The 23834-nt window shown below is 52.1% G+C and carries 21 protein-coding genes; 12 read left to right on the top strand and 9 right to left on the bottom strand.

Features of this window, described 5'->3' with window-relative positions; all coding sequences use genetic code 11:
- Positions 1–10: 10 nt before the first annotated feature.
- A complete protein-coding gene (locus tag SK3146_RS14850) occupies positions 11–412 on the bottom strand; it encodes a collagen-like protein (protein ID WP_249865758.1) in 402 nt (133 codons plus the stop codon).
- Positions 413–699: 287 nt separating this feature from the next.
- Here SK3146_RS14850 and SK3146_RS14845 point away from each other — a divergent pair, with 287 nt between their 5' ends.
- Complete coding sequence (locus tag SK3146_RS14845; protein ID WP_249860577.1) at positions 700–1980, top strand: IS110 family RNA-guided transposase; 1281 nt, start codon at positions 700–702, stop codon at positions 1978–1980.
- A gap of 918 nt (positions 1981–2898) precedes the next feature.
- On the opposite strand, the gene SK3146_RS14840 is transcribed toward SK3146_RS14845, so the two are convergent.
- Complete coding sequence (locus SK3146_RS14840; protein ID WP_249865757.1) at positions 2899–4611, bottom strand: proline--tRNA ligase; 1713 nt, start codon at positions 4609–4611, stop codon at positions 2899–2901.
- 655 nt (positions 4612–5266) lie between these two features.
- Positions 5267–6754: an IS1182 family transposase gene (locus tag SK3146_RS14835; RefSeq protein ID WP_249860275.1), complete on the bottom strand. Its 1488-nt coding sequence runs from the start codon at positions 6752–6754 to the stop codon at positions 5267–5269.
- A gap of 338 nt (positions 6755–7092) precedes the next feature.
- Between SK3146_RS14835 and SK3146_RS14830 the strand changes: the two genes are divergently transcribed.
- Positions 7093–8208 (top strand): IS110 family RNA-guided transposase, encoded by a 1116-nt coding sequence (locus SK3146_RS14830; protein ID WP_249865756.1) that lies wholly within the window; start codon positions 7093–7095, stop codon positions 8206–8208.
- 423 nt (positions 8209–8631) lie between these two features.
- Here the strand turns inward: SK3146_RS14830 and SK3146_RS14825 are convergent, their stop codons facing one another.
- A complete protein-coding gene (locus SK3146_RS14825) occupies positions 8632–10035 on the bottom strand; it encodes a hypothetical protein (protein WP_249865755.1) in 1404 nt (467 codons plus the stop codon).
- Between the two features lie 247 nt (positions 10036–10282).
- On the opposite strand from SK3146_RS14825, the gene SK3146_RS14820 reads away from it, so the two are divergent.
- Together SK3146_RS14820 and SK3146_RS14815 are read left to right on the top strand one after the other, a co-directional pair.
- Positions 10283–10927 carry a TetR/AcrR family transcriptional regulator gene (locus tag SK3146_RS14820; protein ID WP_249865754.1) on the top strand — a complete coding sequence of 215 codons (645 nt, stop codon included), beginning with the start codon at positions 10283–10285 and terminating at the stop codon, positions 10925–10927.
- A gap of 37 nt (positions 10928–10964) precedes the next feature.
- Positions 10965–11624, top strand: coding sequence for an MBL fold metallo-hydrolase (locus SK3146_RS14815; protein WP_249865753.1), 660 nt, complete (start codon positions 10965–10967; stop codon positions 11622–11624).
- Between the two features lie 61 nt (positions 11625–11685).
- Here the strand turns inward: SK3146_RS14815 and SK3146_RS14810 are convergent, their stop codons facing one another.
- A complete protein-coding gene (locus SK3146_RS14810; RefSeq protein WP_249865752.1) occupies positions 11686–12489 on the bottom strand; it encodes a Cof-type HAD-IIB family hydrolase in 804 nt (267 codons plus the stop codon).
- 161 nt (positions 12490–12650) lie between these two features.
- Between SK3146_RS14810 and SK3146_RS14805 the strand changes: the two genes are divergently transcribed.
- Positions 12651–13382 (top strand): SDR family NAD(P)-dependent oxidoreductase, encoded by a 732-nt coding sequence (locus tag SK3146_RS14805; protein WP_249865751.1) that lies wholly within the window; start codon positions 12651–12653, stop codon positions 13380–13382.
- 73 nt (positions 13383–13455) lie between these two features.
- Positions 13456–13995: a Ger(x)C family spore germination C-terminal domain-containing protein gene (locus SK3146_RS14800; protein ID WP_249865750.1), complete on the top strand. Its 540-nt coding sequence runs from the start codon at positions 13456–13458 to the stop codon at positions 13993–13995.
- 11 nt (positions 13996–14006) lie between these two features.
- Here the strand turns inward: SK3146_RS14800 and moaA are convergent, their stop codons facing one another.
- From moaA to SK3146_RS14785, 3 genes are all read right to left on the bottom strand, one after another.
- Positions 14007–15017 (bottom strand): GTP 3',8-cyclase MoaA, encoded by a 1011-nt coding sequence (gene moaA, locus SK3146_RS14795; RefSeq protein ID WP_249865749.1) that lies wholly within the window; start codon positions 15015–15017, stop codon positions 14007–14009.
- 30 nt (positions 15018–15047) lie between these two features.
- The gene (gene fdhD / locus SK3146_RS14790; RefSeq protein ID WP_249866303.1) at positions 15048–15854 is read right to left on the bottom strand and encodes a formate dehydrogenase accessory sulfurtransferase FdhD; all 807 of its coding nucleotides are present in this window, start codon (positions 15852–15854) and stop codon (positions 15048–15050) included.
- 264 nt (positions 15855–16118) lie between these two features.
- The gene (locus SK3146_RS14785; protein WP_249865748.1) at positions 16119–16466 is read right to left on the bottom strand and encodes a Na-translocating system protein MpsC family protein; all 348 of its coding nucleotides are present in this window, start codon (positions 16464–16466) and stop codon (positions 16119–16121) included.
- Positions 16467–16797: 331 nt separating this feature from the next.
- Between SK3146_RS14785 and fdhF the strand changes: the two genes are divergently transcribed.
- The 3 genes from fdhF to thyA all read left to right on the top strand — a co-directional run bounded on the left by fdhF (position 16798) and on the right by thyA (position 21167).
- Positions 16798–19740, top strand: coding sequence for a formate dehydrogenase subunit alpha (gene fdhF, locus SK3146_RS14780; RefSeq protein ID WP_249865747.1), 2943 nt, complete (start codon positions 16798–16800; stop codon positions 19738–19740).
- Positions 19741–19752: 12 nt separating this feature from the next.
- A complete protein-coding gene (locus tag SK3146_RS14775) occupies positions 19753–20235 on the top strand; it encodes a helical membrane plugin domain-containing protein (RefSeq protein WP_249865746.1) in 483 nt (160 codons plus the stop codon).
- A gap of 137 nt (positions 20236–20372) precedes the next feature.
- Complete coding sequence (thyA, locus tag SK3146_RS14770; RefSeq protein ID WP_249865745.1) at positions 20373–21167, top strand: thymidylate synthase; 795 nt, start codon at positions 20373–20375, stop codon at positions 21165–21167.
- 114 nt (positions 21168–21281) lie between these two features.
- On the opposite strand, the gene SK3146_RS14765 is transcribed toward thyA, so the two are convergent.
- Positions 21282–22196 (bottom strand): helix-turn-helix domain-containing protein, encoded by a 915-nt coding sequence (locus tag SK3146_RS14765; protein ID WP_249865744.1) that lies wholly within the window; start codon positions 22194–22196, stop codon positions 21282–21284.
- Positions 22197–22476: 280 nt separating this feature from the next.
- On the opposite strand from SK3146_RS14765, the gene SK3146_RS14760 reads away from it, so the two are divergent.
- The 3 genes from SK3146_RS14760 (at position 22477) to SK3146_RS14750 (ending at position 23765) form a co-directional block, all read left to right on the top strand.
- The gene (locus SK3146_RS14760; RefSeq protein WP_249865743.1) at positions 22477–22722 is read left to right on the top strand and encodes a hypothetical protein; all 246 of its coding nucleotides are present in this window, start codon (positions 22477–22479) and stop codon (positions 22720–22722) included.
- A gap of 128 nt (positions 22723–22850) precedes the next feature.
- Complete coding sequence (locus SK3146_RS14755) at positions 22851–23345, top strand: dihydrofolate reductase (protein ID WP_283942837.1); 495 nt, start codon at positions 22851–22853, stop codon at positions 23343–23345.
- Positions 23346–23438: 93 nt separating this feature from the next.
- Complete coding sequence (locus tag SK3146_RS14750; protein ID WP_249865741.1) at positions 23439–23765, top strand: hypothetical protein; 327 nt, start codon at positions 23439–23441, stop codon at positions 23763–23765.
- Positions 23766–23834: the final 69 nt, after the last annotated feature.

The raw sequence follows: 23834 nt of genomic DNA, 5'->3' as shown, positions 1-23834 counted from the left end.
GTAGTTTGCATTAGAAGCAGGTGAATTGGCTGATTCGGTTCAGGTCGAGTCCGAAATACAGCCAGAAGCCTGCGGAGCCGACGCCGAACCAGCGAAAGCCCGCAATCGAGCGGCGCCCGACATGAGTCAAGAACATCCAGTACTGGTCCCCGTTCGTTTGCCAAATATAGACGTTGCGGAACATGCAGCGGCGAATGCTGCCCGGGTCTACTGCAAATGCCGTTGCGGCAGGCATGGGCGGCACGAAGCTGGGCGGCGGCGACTGAGGCGCGCCGATCTGTCCCGGCCCCCCGCCGCCCGGAGGCGGCGGAGGCGGAAATCCGCCCGGGCCTCCGGGGAAGCCTCCTCCCGGTCCGGGAACAAAGCTTCTTGGTTGGTGCTGCTGAGAGTGTTGCGGTTGATATGGGTACATGACGGAACATCTCCTTTTATCGAATGGCTGAGCGTGTGCCTATCTAAGATTCAATATATGTAGCAGCTGCCTAGCAGGTATGGGCTTCAGCCTGATCGATAAGAAAAACGTCCATCCATGGCCTTGTTGCTCTCTTTAAAGGCGAGTGCTAGCGCTTCTACAGTGCAGTACACTCGCAAACATTCCTGTAGAGGCTAATATTTGGCCTTGGACAAAAACAGGGACGCCTCGTATGATGGGGGTGTCACGGGTCAAGGCCCTAAAAACCCATCAGGAGGCGTCTTATTATGAAGTTTAACCGAAATGCCACTATAAATCAACGAATCGACCGTATAACCCCACACCATGCGGTGGTGGGAGTCGACATCGCGAAAGATAGCCACGTAGCCCAATTGACGGATTTTCGCGGTCGCTCTCTGACTTCACGTCACCTGTCGTTTCCCAACTCACGGGAGGGGTTTAAACGATTTCTCCGGTGGATTCAAGAAGCACAAGCTAAACACGGCTTGTCTTCGCTTCTCGTCGGCATGGAGCCCACGGGGCACTATTGGTTCAATCTTGCCAACTGGCTGCTCGAGCAGAGCGTTGACGTCGTGCTGGTCAACCCCGTCACGACGCACCGCAACAAGGAAAATCGGGACAACAGTCCTTCCAAAAACGATCCAAAAGATGCACTCACCATTGCTGATGTGGTGAGCCGGGGCTTCTACACGGACTACCTTCCCCGAGGGACTGCCTTTGAACGGATCAAAACCATCATGAGCGACCGCGAGTTCTGGTCGAAGGATGCCACACGTTTAGGTAACCGCATCGTCCGGTGGATCGATTTGTACTTCCCTGAGTTCAGACTGGTATTCAAAGATTGGACCGTCCCTCGTGCGCTGGCGACGCTCGGCGCGTTTGCGCTACCTGGTGACCTTCAAGGGCTAACGGTAGAGCAGGTCATTGCAGGCTGGAAAGAACAAGGCATGAAACGGGCCTCAGGCGTTAGCGGGAGAGCGAAGGCGCTGGAGCTGTTATCTTTGGCCGCACGCAGCATCGGTGACAAGCGAGTGCCGGAAGAAGCGCGTCGAGATATCAAGCGGTTGTTGGATGCGTATAAACAGTCCCTTCAGAGACTCGATGAAATCCAGCGGGAAATAGAGGCCCTCGTGGGTGACATGCCGTTGGCGCAGCAATTGCAAAGTATTCGCGGGCTGGGGACGATTACCCTTGCAGCCCTCCTGGGTTGTGCAGGCGACCTTCGCTTGTACTCGCATGGTCGGCAGTTGCTCAGGCGGGCCGGTCTGAATCTGGCAGAGTGCACCTCCGGCAAGTTCAAAGGACAAATCAAGCTTTCCAAGCGCGGAGACAGCATGCTGCGTAAATATTTGTTCCTGGGCGTGCTCAATCTCGTTCGATACAATGAAGATTTCAAGCGATGGCATGAACACAACGTAGCGAAGGGGATGAAGAAGCAGGCATCAATCTTTAAGTTAATTGGAAAATGGGCACGCATCACGATCGGTATGGTTCAAAGAGGAGAAGAATACCGTTCCGCACACGAAGCGGCCATCCCTGCAGCCTAAAGTCTCCTAGCAGAAACGAGTATTGACTCATTTGCAGGATTTCAAATCATGGATGCACAGTGAACCGAATTCTGTGTCCGTCAGGGCAATGACCCGTCAAGTAAACGCTATCGGTCTCCACACCTTTGGACAGGTGTAACGAAGGAATGTAAGGGCGAAGACCCGTTGAGTCATGGGAGGGTGAACCTCCAGAGGCAAAGTGGAGTAGTGCACAATAGGGTAAAACTGGAAGCGTTATGAACGCTGCCTCTGTTCCTGCATGCCGATTAGCCAATGAGATGGGCCAGAATCCCTACATTCCAAACTTCACCGACATCCAATACAATAGAAATCCTGCGAATGAGTGAGCATTCGTGAGATTATCCCCTAATTACGAGGGACGGACACAGCGACCGTTATATCAACCGTATCGGCCATTTTGGATTTCTAACGGACACGGCTGCAGCTATTTATTGCCAAATACGCTTTAGAAAGAATTCGGAGCTATGTAACTGCCGTCATGACCGTTACGTTTAAAAAGCGTCTGTTTGCGACGAATTTAGCTCCCTGACGTCCGTTAGCTTTAGAAACGGTTCGATGCCCTTCAGTTCCGGGGGCTACACCTCCTATACTGTAGCGCTCTTCCAAGCCGTTCGAGCGCTTACCCGTTCTGCTTGGGGGAGCAGTGTTTGAAGGCGCTATTTTCGCGATAAGAAACCCGGCCTGCAGTCAAGCCAACGCCTAAACGGATGCGTTAGAGCATTAACACGACTTTAAAAAGAACCGGCAAAAAACGAGCCTCCTGCGGACGATAGAGGTTTCCGCTCGCTGTTGCAGCCGGATTTCTTTCATTTTGAGCCCCTCAAGCAGAGGGAATCCGTATACAAAGATGACCGCTTACTGCTGCTCCAACTCGCAACCCGCCCTCCGGCCACTTTTTCACCACGCTTTTAAAGCGGCCATGACTCGCTCCACCGCTTCGTCGGCCGTCAGCTCTGCTGAGCTGTCTCCATCTCTTTCTTTGTATTCTACAAGTCCAGCCGCCGCTCCCTTGCCGATCACGATTCGAATCGGAATGCCGATCAAATCGGCATCCTTGAATTTGACTCCCGCCCGTTCCTCGCGGTCGTCCAAAAGAACTTCAACGCCGATCAGGCTGAGCCGTTCGTACAAGCTTTCGGCGAGCTTCATCTGCTCGCGGTCCTGCGCGGCAACCGGCACAAGATGGACGTGAAACGGAGCGACGGCGGCCGGCCAGCGAATGCCCCGCTCGTCATGATGCTGCTCGACGATGGCGGCCAACAGTCTGGATACGCCGATGCCGTAACAGCCCATGATGACAGGCGACGGCTTGCCCGACGCGTCGGGGAGCCGGAGTCCGAGCTTGTCGCTGTATTTGGTTCCCAGCTTGAAGACGTGGCCGATTTCAATGCCGCGGGAGAAGGCAAGCTCGCCTCCGCAGCGCGGACAGCGGTCTTGTTCCTGCACGTTGCGGAAATCGCCCGTATGATTGAGCGGGAAGTCTCTTCCCGGCACGACAAAGCGCAGATGCCGCTCGGCCTTGTTCGCTCCGGCGATAGCGGAGGCGATCCGGGCGGCGTCGCGGTCTACGAGCAGCTTGACGGACAAGCCGACCGGCCCGATGGAGCCGGCAGGTCCGCCCCCGGCCCGCGCGATGACGTCGTCGTCGGCCAGGCTGACGGCTTCGGCCTGCAAATACTGCTTCAGCTTCACTTCGTTAACTTCATGATCGCCGCGGACGGCCACGGCGACGGGAACTCCGTCGGCGACATAGACGAGCGTTTTGATCAGCTCTTCCGGCTTCACGTTCAGCGCGCCGACGAGCTGATCTATCGTATGCAAGCCGGGCGTCGGGAAGCTTTCGCAAGCAGGTACGGCAGAGGATGCGGCCGTCGCCGCACCCGCAATCGGCTGAGCCTCGGCCTTCTCCAGATTGGCGGCATAGCTGCAGCTTAGGCAGCTGACGACGGTATCTTCGCCGATGGCCGCCAGCGCCATAAATTCGTGGGTCTCTCCCTCGCCGCCGATAGCTCCGGCGTCCGCTTCCACCGCTTTGAACCGCAGGCCGCAGCGGGTGAATATGCGATGATACGCTTCATACATCGCCCGGTAAGAACGGTCCAGGCTCCCCAAGTCCATGTCGAAGGAATAGGCGTCCTTCATTAGAAATTCCCGCCCTCGCATCAGGCCGAAGCGGGGACGGCGTTCGTCGCGGAATTTGGTTTGCAGCTGATAGAGCGTCATCGGCAGATCGCGGTAGGAGCTTATCGAATCGCGCATGAGCGCCGTGACGACCTCCTCGTGAGTGGGACCCAGGACGAACTCGCGGTCGTGACGGTCGCGCAGCCGGACCAGCTCGGGACCGTAGAGCGAGTGACGGCCCGACTGCTGCCACAGCTCGGCGGGCTGCAGGGCCGGCAGCAGCAGCTCCTGCGCGCCGCAGCGGTCCATTTCTTCGCGGATGATCGATTCCAATTTGCGGAGCGCTTTTCTCCCCAGCGGCAAATAAGAGTAAACTCCGGCGGCGAGGGGACGGATGAATCCGCCCCGGATCATCAGCTTGTGGCTCGCGGCCTCCGCATCCGATGGAATTTCCCGCAGGGTCGGGATTAAAGCGTGGCGCTGTCTCATGGGATCAGCCTCCTTATAATGGTTAGTTATAAACAAAAAGACGCATTCGTCAGGGACGAATGCGTCGCGGTACCACCCTTATGTTCGCCGCGAATAAGACGCGGCGCTCTCAAGAAGATAACGGCTTCACCGGCAGGCGGATACTGAACAGTTCACCGCTGCAGCTGCAAGGCGGGAAGGCGTCCGCGGTCGGGGAGGCTCGCAGCCGGTGACTCCCTCTCTGCAGCAACCGGAATGGACGTCTTATATCCTTGGTCATCGCTTGTTTTGAAGTTATACACTAAAGTTAGTATTAATTTACATGAATTCGAACGTCAAAGCAAGCGGGAACATGGCCGTGAACGCTATTTTCGGCTGTTTTTTTAGAAGCCCGGTGAAAAAGAGCGGAGGGGCCGTTTGAAGCTGGAACAGCGTAAACGGTCGCCTTTGTAGATGGATTTTCACCACTGTAGCGGTTCAAAATGAAAAAGATCCGGCTATAAGAGCGAGTGGAAGCTTCTATCGACCGAAGGCTGCTTGTTTTTTTACCGCGCTCTTAGGAGTCTGTCCGACGGAGTTACTTTTGTAGGTCCCTTCGGAGTAAGACTCGGTTTTCAAATGATTTTTCATCACGATTTGAGTATAATCACTGTGTCTTTCTTTGCCTTTGTGGGAGTTACGCCGCTTTTTTACGTTTTTGGGCAGACCTCTCCCGTTTATACACCGTGGATGGTTTGGGATATTTGGCAGAATGAAGCTTTCTTAAATTATAGCTTAAAGCCAAAAGGACGAACTCACCCTCAACCTTATCTTCGCCACGGAGGTGAAACTGACGAAAGCCCTGACATTCTTTCATTTGCCCCCACGCGGGTTCCACGATGGCTTTACGTAACCGGTAAATGTCTTTACCGGCATCGCTTTGCACTTTGGTTCTCATGGCTTCTCGGATCGGATCGCCTTCATTGCGTTTGACCCTTCGTTTACCGGATCCGGACTTAACGCAGTCCTTTTGAAACGGGCAGGTCAGGCAGGCATCGCTCATATACACCCATTGAGTCGCTTTTTGAGGATCCTTTTCATAGTATGTGTACTTGTGGATCAGCGTTTGTCCCGCTGGGCACACATAGGTATCCGTTTCCGGGATATACGTAAAGTTGGTTTTATCGTACGGATTCCCGTGCTGCTTGTTTTCACGGGTTGCCGCGATGTAGGCGTCGGTCTCGGCCTTCGTCGCCGCCTGAATGTTGTCCGCACTAAAGTACCCTGCGTCCGCACTCACTTTCTCGGGCACCTTTCCCGTTATGTTGCGGATGGAACCGAGCACCGGCTGGAATTGGTGTTGGTCGCTGCTGCTAGGGTTCATCTGCAGTCCGACGATGAATCCCTGATCCGCATCTACGGCAATTTGCGGATTATATCCTTGGATGACGCCTTGGGTTTTCGTATCCATGATTTGGGAATCTGGATCGGTAAAGTTAAATTGATCTTTGTCCGGTGTCTTCGATTCCTCTACCGGTTTGCGAGCTTCCAACTGTCTGAGCGCCTCTCTGATTTTTTCAAGTCGGGATTGGCGATTGGTCACCGATTCCGGCAACAGCGAAAGGGGCTCTTCGTTCTCTTGGTCGTCTATCTGGCCGGCTTGCTCGAGAGCTTCGCGGATTTCCTTTTCCAGACGCTCGATTTCCTGGTTCATCCGATCTCGCGACATCGACTTATGCTTCGATGCATGGGCTTTCAGCTTCGAACCATCGATGCTGACATGACCGAGGGACACGTACCCTAGCTGTATGGCGATGTGTACCACTTGTTTGAAAAGTCCCGGTAATGATTCGAGGTGATCCTTTCGAAAATCGCTGAGCGTACGGAAATCCGGTCGATGGCCGCCACATAGCCAACGAAAAGGAATATTTTCATCCATAGCCTGACGAAGGGTCCGGGAGGTGAACACACCCGTAGCATAGCCATAGAACCATAACTTCAAAAGCATGGCGGGGTGATAGGCTTCTTCTCCGCGATGGGAATACCGATTTGTCATGACCGTGAGATCTAACTGATCCACGATGTCGCTAACAAGCCGCACTAAATGATCTTCAGGGATCCAATCGCTCAAATACATCGGAAACAATTCACCTTGTTCCGTGGAGTAAGATTTAAATTTTGCCATAAACCACACACCCTTTTTTACCAGATAAACAGATTACAGTTAAGTTTCGCGACGAAACTATGCTTTTCCTGTTTCGTCGGACAGACTCCTAGAAGCCTGGTGAAAAAAGAGCGGAGGGGCCATTTGAATCTGGAAAAGCGTAAGCGGTCGCCTTTGAAAGCGGATTCTCTCCACATAAAAACGAAAAAACAATCCAAAGAATCCGATTTCAACAGTTATCATGAACGAGACAGACTCCCCGTCAGTGCAACGTCTTAGGTTAATTTTGGGAATAATGGTGTAGTAGAAGCTAAACCAAAACCAAAATCAGAGCTAAATTGCAAAGGAGAGTCTGTACTATGAAGGATACCATAAAATACGTAGGCTTAGACGTATCGAAGGAAAAAATTGCTGTATCTGTAGCAGATCCAGGTAGAGAAGGCGCTCGGTATTTGGGTACGATTCCTCATACGGAGTATCACATCTTGAAAACATTGAGAAAGTTAGGCGAACCCAATGAGTTAAGCATTTGTTACGAGGCAGGACCAACAGGATATCCTTTAGTTCGTTTGCTAACCGCACACGGATATGACTGTATAGTTATCGCCCCTTCACTCATGCCGAGTCGTCCAGGAGAACGGGTAAAAACGGATCGCAGGGATTCGATGCGTCTGGCACAATTACTTCGAGCAGGTGAATTAACCCGCGTGCATGTACCTAGCCAAGAGGAAGAAGCACTTCGTGATCTGGTACGGATGCGTGAAGATGTCAAGGAAGATCGGGCTCGAATCCGGCAGCGGATCGGGAAGTTTCTTCTTCGTCATCAGATTGCACCTAAAGAGCGGCTTCGCCGCTGGACGGCAAAGTATCGGTTGTGGTTAGGACGTATTCCATTGGAGTCTGCTACTCAGCATTTGGTTCTGCAGGAAATGCTGCATCAGATGGATGAAAATGAAGAACGTCTGAAACGTATAGAAGCAGCCATTCACGAGGAAGCGACGAAAGGGCACCACGCTCCATTAATACAAGCCCTTCAAACCTTACGTGGCGTAGCTGAAACGACCGCAACAGGTATCGTAGCCGAAGTATGTTCATTTACCCGGTTTGGAAATGCGAAGGCTTTTATGGGGTACACAGGTTTGGTGCCGCGGGAATACTCAAGTGGTCAAAGCCGATGGCAGGGAAGTATTACGAAATCAGGGAATACCCACCTTCGCCGTTTGCTGGTCGAATCCGCTTGGAGTTATCGCTATACACCTGCGTTGAAAGGAGAGTTAAAGAAACGTCAACAAGGAAAAACACCTGAAATACAGGCCATATCCTGGAAGGCACAGCATCGGTTACATCGAAAATATACGAAAATGCTGTCAAAGGGGAAGCCAAGTGGCAAAGCAGTTGTGGCTGTGGCGCGAGAATTAAGTGGATTTATTTGGTCGATTGCCAGAGAACTTGAAGAAAAAAGAATACATGGATGAATCGCCTGTTTTACAGGACGCTTGTTATATCAAAGTTCAATTTTGTTGATTCAAGGTAATCCCATGCCTCCAATGCAAGTGGAGATGAAAAGCTGAGTTAGAAGGCAAAGGGAAAAGCCGTAAGAGAGAATCCACGTAATCGCTATGTGCCAACCCTAAAAGGGAAAGATGCACGACAACAGTTCGTGGTGCCACTCTCTATAGACGGAGAGAAAACATGCGGTATATCCGAACCCGCGAATATCAGACTGCTCACCGTTGATAGCTTTTGCCTTCTAGTTCAGCTTGTTCACCCCTCTTGTATAAAAAGGGGCAAGGGAAAACCAAGGGGAGTTACAAACTGCCTATTGACAGTCTCGTTCATATCAGCGATTGGAGGATCAAATGGACGCCGCAGCGGACTTTTTCACCACCCTTTTAGCGCTACAGCAGAAAAATAGCGACGATCGTCGTTACGACCAGACCGATCACAACAGGCTTCAGGTTGCGTCTGGCGACCTCGAACGGATCGACTCCGCAAATGGCCGCAGCCGGGATCAGCGCCCAGGGAATCAGCGTGCCTCCGCCGACCCAGATGGCGGCGATTTGCCCGAGGGCGGTCAAGGTGGCGATGCCGGAGCCGATAGCCGTTGAGAATAGCTTGGCGATCGAGCCGGCAAGGGAAATTCCGGAGAAGCCGGAGCCGTCGAGTCCGGTGATGGCGCCGACTGTCGTTAAAGTAACCGCGCCGACCGTTTTGTTGATCGGAACCGCATGCGCCAAAGCGACGCCGAGGTCGTTGACAAGGCCGTTCGATCCGGCCGGCAGCACTTTGCCGAAGATGTCGATGAACGCCGAGTCGCCCAAGTAGAAGAAGGCGGCGATAGGAATGACGGGGCCGAAAATTTTAATTCCGAACTGCAGTCCTTCGACCAAATAATCGGCCGACTTCTCCAGGCCGCGCTGTTTGTGCGCCGCCATGGAGATGGCGAGCATAATAAACAGCGCGGTTCCGCCGACCAGAGCCGTGGCGTCCCCGCCCTGCAGCTTCAGCAGGAACATCGCGGCTACGTCGGCGATGAACAGCACGGGGATCAGAATCGCGAACAGTATCCGGCCCGACGGAGATAAGGAAGACTCGGAGCCTTCCCGGACAGGCGGATCGACCGGCGCCGCGGACAGGCCCGTGCGGGCCGTCAGCTTGCCGCTTTTCATATCGCGGCGCATCATCCAGTAGGCGGTTACCGTTGTTACGACGCCCATCACAATAACTAGCGGTACGCTCGCCTCTATAACACTGCCTACCGGAATGCCGGCGGCGTCCGCCGTCAGCTTCGGCGCGCCCTGAATGACGAAATCGCCGGATAAGGCGATCCCGTGGCCGAACAAGTTCATGGCGACCGCGACGCCGAGCGCCGGCAGACCGACCCGCAGCGCCACCGGAAGCAGCACGGCGCCCATCAGGGCGACCGCAGGGGAGGGCCAGAAGAAGAACGAGATGACCATCATAAGGCCGCCGATGATCCAGAAGGCGAGCGCCGGAGTGCGGATGAAGCGGGCGAAGGGCGAAATCATCGCTTCGTTGATTCCGGTCCGCGATAACACTTTGCTCATCGAGACGATGACGGAGATGATCAATATGGTGCCCATCAATTCTTTGATGGCATAGATGAAGCTGTTGAACACGCCGCTGACGGACTGGCTGAGCGAGTGGGTGGACAAAATCCCGAGCACAAAGATGCCGACGATGCAAAGAAGAGTCGTATCGCGCCGGAACACCATGAAGCCGATAATGAGAATAATGAACAGCAGGTAAACCCAGTGTAATGATAAAATGGCAACTTCCATGTAGAATCGCCTCCACGGGCCAAAGCCCAAGCTTTCGATACTACACGATATGCGCCTGTGCCCGGTTGGTGACGACGGATGGGGGCGTGCGGCAATTTTTTTAGCGGATAAATAATTATGAGCGGCTGCCGGAAAGGAAGACGGAAAAATTTTTTTGAAAAGGTACTTGATAACAAAGTAACCATTGGTTATTATATAACCATAGGTTAGTAACCGTTGGTTATAAAATGATGCGGAGGTTAAATTGATGGAACAGCAGCGAAGGAAGACGCGGCAGGAGCTTCGTTCCGAGGAGACGAAAAGCAGCATCCGAGATGCGGCGGGGAGGCTGTTTACGGCCAGAGGCTACGATGCGGTGACGATGAGGGAGATTGCCAAGGAAGCCGGCTGCTCCCATACGACGATCTATTTGTATTTCAAGGATAAGGAGGCGCTGCTGGAGCAGCTCGCGCTTCCTCCGCTGATGGTGCTGGAGGAAACGATGCAAGCCGTCATGAATCGGCCGGAGCTCTCCTCCACGGAGGCTTTGAAAGAAGTCAGCCGGCAGTTTCTGCGATTCTGTCTGTCGCATAAAAGCATGGTAACGATCATTCTTAACGTCAAATCGGTGCGCGTCGACGAGGCCAATCCGGATGCCGACATCAACAGACGCCGCAACCGGATATTCGGCTGCTTCACGCAGATATTGAACCGGGTCATCCGACCGGCATCGGACGAAGAGAAGATTAACTATACGCGGATTTATTATTACATGCTGCACGGGATGGTCACGACGTATACGGAGAACGAGGAGCCGCTGGAACAGCTGCTGGCGCGGATTCTTCCGCTGCTGGATCAAGCGATCGATATTTTGCTGCTGGGCATGCAGGCAAAGCTGGAGCAGCGCGGCTAGGCGGCCAAAGCAAATTCAAACCGGGGAGGAATTTTTTGTGAAAACCGTTCAAATTTCAGAGCATATTTGGAAGTGCAGCATTTGGGTCGGCATTACGGTCAGCGTATGGGTGGTGCAATCGGAGGATGGATTAACGCTGGTCGATACCGGCATTTCTTTAATGGCAGGCGGTATCGAAAAATGCTTTCGCCAATTGAACGCCCCGTTGCAGCGCATTTTGCTGACCCACGGGCATTCCGATCATTCCGGAGGCATCGTTCGCATCCGCAGCAAGTTCCCCGTCCCGGTCTATGCCCAAGCCGAGGAGATTCCTTATATGGAAGGCCGGCTCCCTTATCCGGGCCGCAGCAAGGCGGAGAAGCTGGCCGAGCCGGGTTTGGTGCAGCCGCTGGACGATCGGGCCGCAGCCGCGGCGGGGCTCAGGGCCGTTCACACGCCGGGCCATTCTCCGGGCCATGTCGCCTATTATCATGAACAAGACGGGGTGCTGCTGGCCGGCGATCTGTTCACCGAGAAGCGGGGCCGGCTGAACCGTCCGATGCCGATGTTTACGGCGGACATGAAGCAAGCGGTCGAGAGCGGGGCCGTCGTCGCTCAGCTGAATCCGAGGCTCGTCAGCGTATGCCACGGCGGCAATGTGCTCATCTCCAGCCCTCAGGAGCAGTACAAGGCATACGCGCTTGCGGCTATTAAGTGAAAAAGCCGCCTTCCGTACCCATACGGAAGGCGGCTTCTTTTGTATTCAACAAGAACGGCAATCAGGAGACAGTTTGCAAAATGAATTTGTCGACGACATGCTTGACTCCGTCTTCATTGTTGCTGAGGGTGACATAATCGGCGATTTGCTTCAGCGATGCCGCGGCATTGCCCATGGCGACGCCAAGGCCAGCCGCCTCCAGCATTTCCCGGTCGTTGGAGCCGTCACCGACGGCGATGACCTCGGACATATCGTAGCCGAATTGCCCGGCCAAATAACGCAGCGCATCGCCTTTCGTGCCTTCGCAGTTAATAATTTCCAGGAAATGCGGCTTCGATTTGGTAATGTGAATTTGACCCGGAATTAAGCTGCGCAGTTCTTTGGCTACTTCGTCCAGCCGGGCCGGATCGTCGATAATGAGCAGCTTGGAAGCCGGCTTGTCCGCAAGCTCGCCGAAATTCGGGTACACCGTATAAGGGATTCGCGATAATTCCGCGTACGCTTTAATTTTGTCGTTATCCTCTTGAACATAGAGCACATCGTCGTAATACGTTTGCAGATGAAGCCCGTTGTTTGCGCAATATTCGAAAATGATGTTGGCGGCGTCGCGTGGCACCGCTTTTTCATACAGGATGCTGCCGTCTCCGGAATTTTTGACAAGCGAGCCGTTATACGTAATGAGCGGCACGTTCAGCTCCAGTTGGGCGGCGAGCTGCTTGGCCGAAGCGTACATGCGCCCCGTCGCCAGCGTTACGGTCACGCCGCGGGCCATAGCCTCCTCAAGCGCCTGACGAGTGCCTTCGGTAATTTGTTTGGCTTCATTGATCAGCGTATCGTCGATATCGATAGCGAGCATTTTGTACATGATGATCCTCTCCCGTTTTCTTATCTGTCTACAGTTATTCATTATATCTTAGTTTAGCGCCGGGATGTTGACAATATTTCGGATAAAGGATAATTTTGTTACTAGATATTAGCACTAGATCATAATATCTGATTATAAATCAATGAGAGGAGATATGCGGTATGAAATATTTTATTATAACCGGAACATCCCGCGGGATCGGTTTGGCTTTAATCCGGCAGCTGCTGGCTTCGGGGCATACGGTTCTGGGCATTTCCAGAAGCCCGGCACGAAGCGAGCACGGCGACGGGAGAGGAGTATTCTACGGTTTCGAATACGATCTCAGCCGGTGGGAAGGGTTGGAGGCGTTGATGGACCGAATGCTTGCCTGCATCGATTTCCCTCGTGCTCAAATGGTCTGTTTGATTAATAACGCGGCAGTCATAGCCCCGCTATCTCGAATGGGAGAATGCAGCGCCGAAGCGATTGCGCATAACATGCAAGTCAATCTGCTTGCTCCGATGATTCTGACTTCGAGCTTTATGGAGCGAACGCGAAGCTCTAAGGCGGACCGCCGAATATTGAATATTTCCTCAGCCTCCGTGAAGCATCTCATTTCAGGGATGAGCTGTTACACCGCAGCCAAAGCCGGGCTCGACACATTCGCTCGAAGCGTCGGCTTGGAACAAGGGGATGACGGAGTTCGCATTGCATCGGTATGGCCGGGAATAATCGATACGGAGTTGCAGGAAGAAGCGAGAGGAGCGGATACCGTACGGTTTCCGAGCGCGGCCATGTTTTCCTCATTCAAGGACAAGGGAATGCTGTCAACTCCAGACGATACCGCATCCAAGCTGATCTCACTGCTGATGAGCGAATCGTTCGGCAACCAGCCGGTCATCGAGCAAATTTGACCGTTGCGGTATATTCCCACCACTCACTTTACATACTAAATTAAGATAATTTAACCGGAAACTGGGTGGGAGTATGGGGGTTTTCCATCATTGGCTAAGAGGGAGTCAGGATAACCGTACAAAGCAGTGGACAGATGATGTACTTAACGGTACTATTGCCTCTTCGCTTTCTGTAAATTTGCAGCATTTGTCCGCACTCTTTAACGGAATCCCGGAAAGATATCATTCTTTCTGTAACGGAGCGTCCGGATACAGTTGCGCATCAGCTTCTGCACGCGATATAGAAACCCGGTATACGAATAATCAGTTTCAGTTTAATGTCAAATTGAAGCTTGACGTTTCGCTTGCCGAACGTACTTTTAATATGAACATGGGGAAAAATGGGGATGACTTATCTGCCGTCCTTACCGGGCAGCTCGCCGGCGAGCTCAATCGTTTGATCCAAAAGATTCAGAAGCAGGAGCTCGACCCTTTTGGATTCGGCGATTATGCACGGGCCTTTCAATATCGGCATTGGAAGACGGTGGAGGAGAACTGGCCGGCTGCATTTGCCAAGGCGGCCGTTACGGTATCGCCGGCTTTGAAAATTCTGGATCATGGAATTATTGAATAACAAGCACGAGACTATCCTCCAATATGCGACATTTCTATTTTGGGCAGCTGCTGCGAATGGATCATTCGATCTTCCGAATAGCTGTCCGACCGCGCTTGCCAAATATCTTCAATGAACCTGACAATTTCGCTATCCGTTTGATCCGATCGAAGAAGCGCACGCAAATCGTGGCCCCGGGAAGCAAACAAGCAAGTGTACAGCTTTCCTTCGGCGGAAATCCTTGCGCGTGAGCAGGTAGAGCAGAAAGCGTCGCTGACGGACGAGATGATTCCGATCTCTTCATTGCTCCCCTTGTAGCGGTACCGTGAAGCGACCTCGCCGTGATAAAGGGCGTCCACAGGCTCAAGAGGCATCTTCTCATGAATGATTTCCAGGATTTCCTTTTTGGTTACAACGTTATCCGGCTTCCAGCCGTTCGTATTGCCGACATCCATAAATTCGATAAAGCGAAGAGTCTGCTTTTTTTCACGGAAATAAGCTGCCATCGGCAAAATATCCTGATCATTGACCCCCTTTTGAACAACCATATTAATTTTCACTTTCATTCCTGCTTGCTCCGCCGAATCAATTCCATCCAAGACAGGCTGAACCCCGCTTTTCCCGCCGTTCATCGAGCGGAATCGTTGATCGTCCAGGGAATCGAGACTGACGGTAACCCGCATCAAACCGGCCGCCCGAAGCTCCTTAGCGTATTTGGGAAGAAGCACGCCATTGGTGGTCATGGCTATGTCTTCAACGCCTTCAAGCCGGCTTAGCGCGCGGATGAACGAAGCGACATCTTTTCTCATCAGCGGTTCTCCGCCGGTAATACGCAATTTTTTGACGCCCAAAGAGACAAAAATCCGGGCCAAACGGGTCATCTCTTCGTAGGTCAATATGCTGTCCCCAGGTAAAAATTTATAGTCCGGTCCGAAAATTTCAGAAGGCATACAATAGCGGCAGCGAAAATTGCACCGATCGGTAACGGATATTCTCAAGTCCCGCAGAGTACGATGCCGTAAGTCTTTCAATTGATGCTCCATCGTGTGGTCACCTCCATGTATCGTTATGTCTCATTGATTCAAAGCAATTCCCTCAATCCTTTGAGGATGAGTATACACATTTAAGCAATGATTGCGAATAAATCCGACCGTTGTGATTCCCAGTTCATCCGCCAGTTGAAGAGCAAGCTCCGTCGGGGCGGATTTCGAAAGAACGACCTCGCATCCGATCTTGGCAACTTTCAATAAGATTTCGGATGAGATGCGCCCGCTAAATACAATAATTTTCCCTGTTAATGAAACATTATGAATTAAACAATATCCGTAAATTTTATCCAGCGCATTATGCCTGCCGATATCCATTCTCGATAAAATAATGTCGTGTTTATTGCAAAGCGCGGCATTATGGACTCCTCCCGTCTCCTGGAAAATCTCTGCCGAACTTTGCATCAGCCCCATTAAACGAAAGCAATCGTCGAATGATAAAGTCACATTGATAGCCGCCATGACTTTTGCCGTTTTGGCGTCGTTGATAAAATAGAAGCCCTGACGGCTTTTTCCGCAGCAGGAGGTAATATAACGTTTCGAATGAAATTTTTGATAAAACTCATTCATTTTTTTCGTCTTGATATGAACGAAGCCCGCTTTGTCTTCAAACCAAATATCATCAATATCATCGTAACGTTGAATGACACCTTCAGAAGCCAGGAAGCCGATGGCCATATCTACGATGTGTTCCGGCGAACAGACCATGGTGGCAAACTCTTCCCCGTTGATTTTAATGGTTACAGGGTATTCGGTCACGATCTTGTCCTGCACACGCTCGACGGCGCCATGATGAAAACGGATGATTCCGCGCCTATTCTCGACTACATCCACATTATCCACTTCCCTTTTGGAAATTAAAAACAGCATCAACAAACTCATCGTTAGGAAGAGTCTGTCAATGCTGGTTAATCCCCCTACAATGACGTATAGGGAAATCAATCTAACACTAAGTATCGTGTATAAAGCATTCCCGGCCACCGGCAACACTTCATTCGGATTAGGAATCAGTCTAGGAAACTTATTCATTTGTATTATTATAATAAGGTTCGGTTGAAATGACAAATCGGAACTTTTTGGGGAAGATCGGCGCAGGCTTTACGGCTCTTGAATGTTATCTTCGAACACAAAAACGGAAATGGCGATGTCTTCCTCCACTTTCATATCCGAAAAGAGATGGACCAGCTTCGTTCCCATCAGTTGCTCCAGCCGCTCCGTGAAATCCGTCGTGTACGCTTTTTGAATCATTTTGGTTCGAGCCGCATGAACCATGTCTTTGCCGTCGGGATCGCTGGCGATAAATTTTTCTGTAGGCGTCATATTTCCATGAAGCATCGTGACGGCCATGTTGTCGACGAAGGTGGTATGAATGCGTTCGGGTCCTTTGCTGAACAAATCTTTTCGAACTTTCCTGATAAGCTCGTTGAATGCCGCTGTCTTCTTCATTTGTCCTTCCCTTCTTTCGAATCCAAATCAATGGTTTGATACTAAATAGGATACTAAAAACATAGGGATTGCAAAAGTCTCAAATTTAACAGGCAGAAATGGTTGGATTTTTTGAAAATCGGAGTTATAATAACATCAATCTATCAATCTCATTGATGCGCAGGCAGTGAATCTGTTTGCCGTTAATGCCTTTCTATGATGTCGGATTGGCGTTTAAGTATGAAGATGCTTGAATGACTACTCCACTATAAGAAACACGTGCCTTAACGTCGGACACATGTTCTTATGGTGGAGTTTTTTTATGCAATACCATGTGAAGGGAGTATTTATCATGAGCGAGGTCACAGTCAAAATTTCATTGAACGGAAAGGAGTACGATGTTCAAGCCGGCTCAACTATACTTGAGGCAATCAACATAAACGATATTCCTTATCCTCAAATATGTTATGTTCCGGAAGTAGATCCTATTCGAACCTGCGATACCTGTATTGTGGAAGCAGACGGCAAGCTTGTGCGCTCCTGTTCTACGATCGTTTTGGACGGAATGAACATTCAGTTGTCTACGGAGCGCGCCAAAGAAGCACAGACCGAGGCGATGGACCGGCTGTTGGAGAACCATCTATTGTACTGTACCGTCTGCGATAACAATAACGGCAACTGCAAGCTTCATAACACCGCGGAAATGATGGGAATCGAACATCAAAAATATCCCTATAAACCAAAGGTCGATCCGAGTGAAGTCGATATGTCTCACCCCTTCTACCGCTATGATCCCAATCAATGTATCGCGTGCGGTCAATGTGTGGAGGTTTGCCAAAATCTGCAGGTTAACGAAACGCTATCCATCGATTGGGAAGCCGAACGCCCTCGCGTCATCTGGGACGACGGAGCCGCGATCAACGATTCCTCTTGTGTCAGCTGCGGCCAATGCGTAACGGTTTGTCCATGCAACGCTTTAATGGAAAAATCGATGCTGGGCGAAGCCGGATTTATGAGCGGAATCGACGACGACCTGCTTAATCCGATGATTAGCTTGATCAAAGAAGTGGAGCCCGGTTACAGCGGCATCTTCGCCATTTCCGAGGCGGAAGCCGCGATGCGTAAAACCCGCACCAAGAAAACGAAAACCGTATGTACGTTTTGCGGCGTAGGCTGCTCGTTCGAGGTTTGGACCAAAGGGCGCACCATTCTCAAGGTTCAGTCCGTATCCGAAGCTCCTGTGAACGGGATTTCGACCTGTGTGAAAGGGAAATTCGGGTGGGATTTCGTCAATAGCGAGAAACGTCTGACGAAACCTTTAATTCGTCAAGGGGAAGAGTTTGTTGAAGCGACCTGGGAAGAAGCGTTAAGCCTTATGGCTAGCAAGCTGGGAGCGATCAAAGAAACGTACGGAAGCAATGCGCTTGGATTTATTTCTTCTTCCAAGTTCACCAATGAAGAAAACTATTTGATGCAGAAATTAGCGCGGCAAGTTTTCCAAACCAACAACGTCGATAACTGTTCCCGTTACTGTCAATCCCCGGCTTCCTGGGGCCTGCAGCAGACCGGAGGCATCGGCGGCGACTCCGGTACGATCAAGGACCTTAGCCTGGCGGGTCTCGTCATCCTCATTGGATGCGCCCCGGCCGAAGCTCATCCCGTGCTCGCCACACGCATCAAGCGAGCGCATAAATTGCATGGGCAAAAGCTGATTTCCGTTGACCTGCGCAGGCATGAAATGGCGGACCGCGCCGACTTGTTCATTCGTCCGAAGCAAGGAACGGATTACGTCTGGTTATCGGCCGTCGCCAAATACATGATCGATCAGAACTGGCATCATCCGAAATTTATCGAAGAACATGTGAATTTTTATCCGGAATATGTGAAGCTTCTGGAGCGATTCACTCTCGATTTCGCCGAAAAGGAAACCGGCATTGCTAAAGAAACTTTGATTGAAATAGCGACAATGATTCGCGATGCGGACGGAACGGCGATTTGCTGGGGAATGGGCGTCACGCAAAATGTTGCAGGCTCTCATACGTCCGCCGCGATTGCGAATCTGCTTCTTGTTACCGGCAACTTTATGCGTACCGGCGCAGGAGCGTTTCCGCTGCGCGGCCACAATAACGTGCAGGGCGCATCCGACATGGGAACGATGCCGAATATTTTTCCGGGGTACCAGCCGGTTGCGGATAACGGTATTCGCGCCAAATTTGAAGCGGCCTACGGCGTTGCGCTCCCGGGCGAACCTGGTCTTGACAATATTCAAATGCTGGAGGCGATCGATCGCGGCGAGCTTAAGGCCATGTATATAGCCGGCGAAGAGATGGCGTGGGTGGACGCGAATTCCAGACATACCCAGGACATGCTCTCGAAGCTCGATTTCCTTGTGGTGCAGGACGTGTTTTTTAGCAAGACAGCGGAATTTGCCGATATTATTTTACCCGCTGCGCCGTCGCTGGAGAAGGAAGGAACGTTTACAAACACCGAACGGCGCGTACAGCGGTTATATCAAGCGCTTGAGCCGCAAGGCGAAAGCAGGCCGGACTGGCGGATCTTCCAAGAAGTTGCCAGACATATGGGATTTGCCTGGAATTATGCGCATCCAAGCGAAATTTTCGCAGAGATGGCTTCGCTCACGCCGTTCTTCTCTCAGTGCGACTACGATGTATTGGCGGGCTGGAACAGCTTCCATTGGGGATCGCCCGACGGCAGCAACACGCCTATTCTTCATACCCGCGGCTTCAACTTCCCGGATAAAAAAGCGCGTCTGGCTCTCTTCGACTATATTCCTCCGGTGGAGTTTCCCGAAGAATTCGACTTGACGCTAAATAACGGCCGCCTGCTGGAACAGTTTCACGAAGGAAATCTGACCAACAAGTCCAACGGGATTGTGCGTAAGCTGCCCGATGTATTTGTGGAAGTATCGCCAAAGCTTGCGCGTGAACGCGGTGTCAAGGATGGCACCTTGGTGCGTCTGGAGTCGCCTTATGGAGCGATCAAGCTGCGAGCCGTCGTATCTGACCGGGTGGAGGGGAAGAGCATTTACGTTCCGATGCATTCGACCAGCCATGAAAACGCCGTTAACCTGTTAACCGGAGGAGCAGTCGATATCCGAACGCATACCCCGGCTTACAAGCAAACCAAGGTTCGGATGCAGATTCTGGAATTGGAGGGCAGCAATCCGCTGCCAAAAACCAGCCCGCGAAATAAAAGACGCCATCCGCAAAACGGGGTCGAAGTGCAGCGGAAATGGAATCGTCCCGGTTATGTTTCCTTGGTAGATCAAGAATAAGGGGGGTCAAGCATGGCAAAGCCTATTACAACAATTAAGAAGAACATTCCCACAGAAGAAGAAAAGAAAAAGGAATCGCTGGATCAGCTCGCCGCCGAGCTGGCCGATCACGACGCCGCACTCAAAAAGACGCTTGAGCTGGTTCGGGAGCTGCATGACAGCGGAATTCTCGAAGCGGTACATGCGATGTTGAAAGCCAAAACGGACATCGCCCAAATCGCCGTCGAACAGGCGACTCGGAAACCCGTCACCAATATGATCAATAATGTCATGGGGGCAGCGGGAGTCTTGGCGGAGATGGAGCCCGAGGTGACGAAAAAGCTGCTTGGCAGCATTTCCTCCGGTATGGAAGAAGCGAAGGAGCATCTGAAATCTCCCCAAAAAGTCGGGATGTTCGACCTGCTGAAAGTGATGAACGATCCGGACATCAACCGCGCGATCGGGTTTGGAATCCGATTTCTGAAAGGAATGGGCAAAGGGTTAAAGGAGCTATAACGACGTGATGAATAGCTCGTTTTGAGCGCATCCTTAGTTTGGCGAGGTGTACTATAGTTAAAAACCTGGACTCGTTATATAATGATATGTACTAGCTTCATGCGCCGCGGCGAAGAAAATATCATTAGAGGTGAACGATGAGAGCGTATTTGGATCTGCTTAGCGATATATTGGAGAATGGCGTTCGTAAGGAAGATCGAACCGGCACAGGGACGATTTCTGTTTTTGGAAGGCAACTAAGAATGAATTTAGCGGAAGGGTTTCCGCTGTTGACGACGAAGAAGCTTCATGTCAAATCGATCTTTCACGAGCTGCTGTGGTTTTTGAGCGGGGATACGAATATCGGGTATTTGCGCGAGAACGGGGTCACTATCTGGGATGAATGGGCCGACGAGAACGGCGATCTCGGGCCGGTCTACGGATCGCAATGGCGCTCCTGGCCAGCGCCGGACGGGCGGCATATCGACCAGATCGGCCAAGTGGTGGAGCAGATCCGGCGCAATCCGGATTCGCGCAGACATCTGGTCGTAGCCTGGAATCCGGCGGAGGTCGACAAGATGGCTTTGCCTCCTTGCCATTATGCATTTCAGTTTTACGCAGCCGATGGGAAGCTATCTTGCATGTTCCAGATGCGCTCGGTAGACACGTTCCTCGGCCTGCCGTTCAATCTCGCCAGCTACGCGCTGCTGACGCATATGATTGCTCAGCAGTGCGATTTGCAGCCTGGGGATTTGGTCTGGACGGGCGGGGACGTTCATTTGTACCTGAACCATTTGGAGCAGGCGAAGCTGCAGCTTGGCCGCGAGCCGTACCCGCTGCCGAAGCTGCGCATCGTCCGCAAGCCGGATTCGATCTTCGGCTATCGCTATGAAGATTTCGTCATCGAAGGGTATCAGTCGCATCCCGGTATAAAGGCTCCGATCTCCGTTTAATCTGCGTCAGCTTAGCGGTCCTCCCTAACCATCCGGGGGGCCGCTTTTTTGTTGCTTCAGCGGGCCCGGTCAGAGAAGGCACTGCCGAGAACGGGGCGCGCCCGAGGCCCAATTTCATTTTCTCGTCGATGTCCAAATGTCGGCCACGTGGACGCCGAGTTCGGAGGCGATGACCTGGGCCGTCAGCAGCTGCGGCCGCGCGATTTTGCCGTTGCGCAGCTTGGAGATAGTCTGGGCGGATATGCCGGTTGCCTCGGACAGGTTTTGCGCGGAAATATTTTTTTGCGCCATAATGACCTTCAGCTTTACGGAAGGCTCGGCGGTTTCCTCGTAAGGCTGCAGTTGGCTGACGACAAAACCGTATTCTTGAATGGCGCCGAAACCGTCGAAAAACGGGCACATCGTCATTTTAAGCTCCAGCTCCTGTTGAAAATAAGCGAGCCTGCTGGTCCTTAGCACCAGCTCCTTGGTTTGCCGGGTAAGACGAATCTCGTCCAGCGCCTGGCGAATTTTCGGATGATCCTCGGCGGCGATCAGCTCGAATACGGACATGTGTTCGAACCCGGCTTTGGAGCGCAGTTGAGGGTCGAAATACACATCGAACCGTTCCACGTAATTCGAGCTGTTCAATATGCCGGAGCATAGAACCGGACTGCGCTCGATTTGCTTCTCGATCCATTTTTTAGCGCAAATATTTTCCGCGAACACAATGAGCAGCCGCTCGTCGCCGTCGTCCATCCGATATGCTTCCACTTCGAAAAAGACGACCGACTTGTTTTGGGAGAAAATGGATATTTCCTTTCGTATATATTGGCGCTGCCGGAGCTGGGCCAGCTCGGAGGCGGGAGGAGCGGAACGGTCTTCGGTCAGCAGTACGGACGGGTCGAGCTTCATCAAATCCGCTTTGCTGAACCCTGAGATGAGACAAAGCGCTTCATTGATTTCCACGAATGAAAGCTTGGTATCGTCGATTCGTATAATGCCCATCGGTTTTTTCACTATACGTACGAGGGATTCGATGGTCAGCAATATGGAGGCCTCCTTGTATAGAGTTAGAACTCCTAAAATTGGCACCTGCGGTTAAAAGCACGGCTGCCGCGGTTTAAGCCGACGCGGTTTAAATGTTTAACCTCACTTGCTATTTTGGTCCCAAACCGCCGAAATCATGACTGCGGTCAACATCAGCGATGCGATTCGGCGATCAAAAGGTTTTAACGTTCATCCGATTCCTCGTATAATACAAAATGGTCTTGTCCCGCGCTGCATAGCCGGGAGGTTAATTTCAACGGCAAGAGAGGAAAAGCTCTTCATGAAATCATGCTCAATTGAAGGCTGCGACCGTCCGGTCAAAGCGAAACAGCTGTGCTCTACCCATCATCAGCGTTTGCTCCGCAACGGCAGCCCGCTCATCGTCCGCAAAAAGTCCAAAAAAGAACCGAAGCAATGCGGGTGGATTAACTGCAAGCAGTATGCCGTGTCGAAGGGCTACTGTCCGAAACATTATTATATTCATAAGAAATTTAAACAGCTTGAAGCCGAAGCCAGTCGAGGCTAGCGGAAAACCTGCAACGCGGGACTCAAGCCGCCGGCGCCGTCTCATTGCCGCATTGAGGAACGATTCCCGCCTATGGTATCATAGCTTCATCATTTTCAAATACCTCAAGGATAGGGGCTAGACGGATGATCATTTCTTTTATTTTGGCCATGGACGAAGAACGCGGAATCGGAGTGGACAACCAGCTCCCTTGGCACTTGCCGGCGGACTTGGCTTTTTTCAAAAAAGTAACGAGCGGACATACGATCCTTATGGGACGCAAAACCTACGAATCGATCGGGCGGCCGCTCCCCAAAAGGCGCAATGTCATTATGACCCGGGACCCGAAGTTTGCCGCGGAAGGCTGCGAGGTCGTTCATTCGGTTGAAGAAGCGCTGCAAGTATGCGGCGGCCGGGAAGCGGAAGGAGAATTGTTCGTCATCGGCGGCGCGGACATCTTCCGCAGCTGGATGCCGGTGGCGGATAAAATGTATGTGACGCATATCGCTCACCGGTTTGCGGCCGATACGTTCTTCGGGGACATCGATATGGCCGAGTGGACGGTTGTCTCCAGGGAAAAGGGGCCGAAGGACGAGAAAAATCCTTACGATTACGAATTCGTCGTTTATGAGCGGCGGCGCTGAACGGGAATTGGCGCTCAAGGAATGAAGCAAGGAATGAAGCTTGGCGTTTCGGCGCATCTTAAGGTTGAGAATTCAACCGAGAGGAAGTGCCCCATGACAGAGGTTAACCAACATCAAATGCCGCTGCGTCATGTCATCGATAACGCCGAGAAAGCCATTCAAGTCGCCAAAGACGCCGAAATGGCCGTCCGTCATGCGCAATTGGAGTCCAACCCGAATAAGCTGGCCAGCGCCGTTGCCCAGTTGGAAACGGCGCAGCGCGCCGTGCAGCAGGCGCAAAGCCAGATCGATGCGCAGCTCGGATTTCATCACCATCAGCATGAACAGGAGCTGAAGCAGGTTCAGGAGCAGCTGAACCAGTCGCTGCAAAGCGTCGAAATCGTGGGGGACAACACCCAGCAGCCCAAGCAGATGCGTTAACCGCCGCGTAAGCTAGTGACCAGCAGCGTGCGCAAACAGCCTGAATTGCCGCAAGAGCCGGCGGTTCAG

Source organism: Paenibacillus konkukensis, from assembly GCF_023523925.1.
GTDB lineage: Bacteria > Bacillota > Bacilli > Paenibacillales > NBRC-103111 > Paenibacillus_S > Paenibacillus_S doosanensis.
The sequence above is the reverse complement of the archived record's forward strand: the minus strand, read 5'-3'. Positions and strand labels throughout refer to the sequence as shown.